Genomic DNA, 1023 nt, shown 5'->3' with positions numbered 1-1023 from the left:
TCAGTGCGCGAAGGACTCCGCGTAGGCGGCGAACGCGCGGGTCGCCTCCAGGGAACCCGGCCGCGGAGGGTCTGCCGCGTCCCAGCCGCGGCCGCGGTCCTCCAGCACCTGGGTGAGCAACGGCCGCCAACGGGGCGCCAGATGCTCACGGCCCCAGGTCAGCGCTCCCGGTTTCGAGGTCACCCGGCCGGTCCGCAGCGAGTACAGCACCCGGCAGTACGTCGTCACCGTGTACCGCTGCGTCCAGGCCAGGTCGAAGGACGCCCACGTGCCGACGGAGTCCAGCAGCCCCGGCAGCGCCGCCCGCGCCTCCGCGCGGACCGCCTCGGGAGGCACCTCGTCGACCACCTCGGTGACCGGCGGGCCGGCCACGGTGATGCCGTGGTGGCGCAGGATCCAGCGGCTGTGCGCGCTGTTGCAGTGGGTGTCCCAGGTCAGCTCCCGGTGCCCGTGGTCGTTGAACAGCCAGCGGACGCCGAGGCCGCCGACGTCGCGCAGGGAGGCGGTGTCGGCGTAGGAGCCCTCGAGGTGCCGCGTCCAGTGACCGGGACGCAGCGGGATGCCGTCGTGGAGCCGGCGCAGCGCCGCCTCCGTCCCGCCGTCCGGCAGGCGGGTGGCCGCGACCACGAAGTCGCAGTCGCTGTGCGCATCCCCGGCACCGAGGGCGAACGAGCCCTGGACGTACATGCCGACGAAGGTGCCGCCGAGGATGCCGCGGACCGAGCGGGCCAGGCCGGTCAGGAGCGTGTCGAGCTCCGGGTAAGGGGTGAACATGTCGGATCTCCGTGCCCGTGGAGGGTGTCTGTGGACGGTCTACGGGCGCGGCGAGGCTGTCGTGCCGTGCGGTCCTCGTGACGGACCGGGGCCGCGATCGCCGCGCTCAGGCGGCGCGGCGGGTGCGGTACGCGGCGAAGCAGAGGGTGAGGGCCATGGGGGCAGGCTAGCTCCGCCGGCCGGGCGGCGGTAGCGCCCCCGCCCGCCCGGACCGTCCGGCGAGGGACTGGGCGGCGTGCGCTCCGCCTG

At 75.1% G+C, this 1023-nt stretch carries 1 protein-coding gene; it reads right to left on the bottom strand.

Annotated elements, in window-relative coordinates; genetic code table 11:
• Positions 1-774, bottom strand: a complete 774-nt coding sequence (locus HW445_RS32455) for an aminoglycoside adenylyltransferase domain-containing protein (RefSeq protein ID WP_180224322.1) — start codon at positions 772-774, stop codon at positions 1-3.
• Positions 775-1023: the final 249 nt, after the last annotated feature.

This window comes from Streptomyces sp. UH6 (assembly GCF_013421635.1).
Lineage (GTDB): Bacteria > Actinomycetota > Actinomycetes > Streptomycetales > Streptomycetaceae > Streptomyces > Streptomyces abyssomicinicus.
This window is presented reverse-complemented; position numbering and strand designations above follow the sequence as displayed.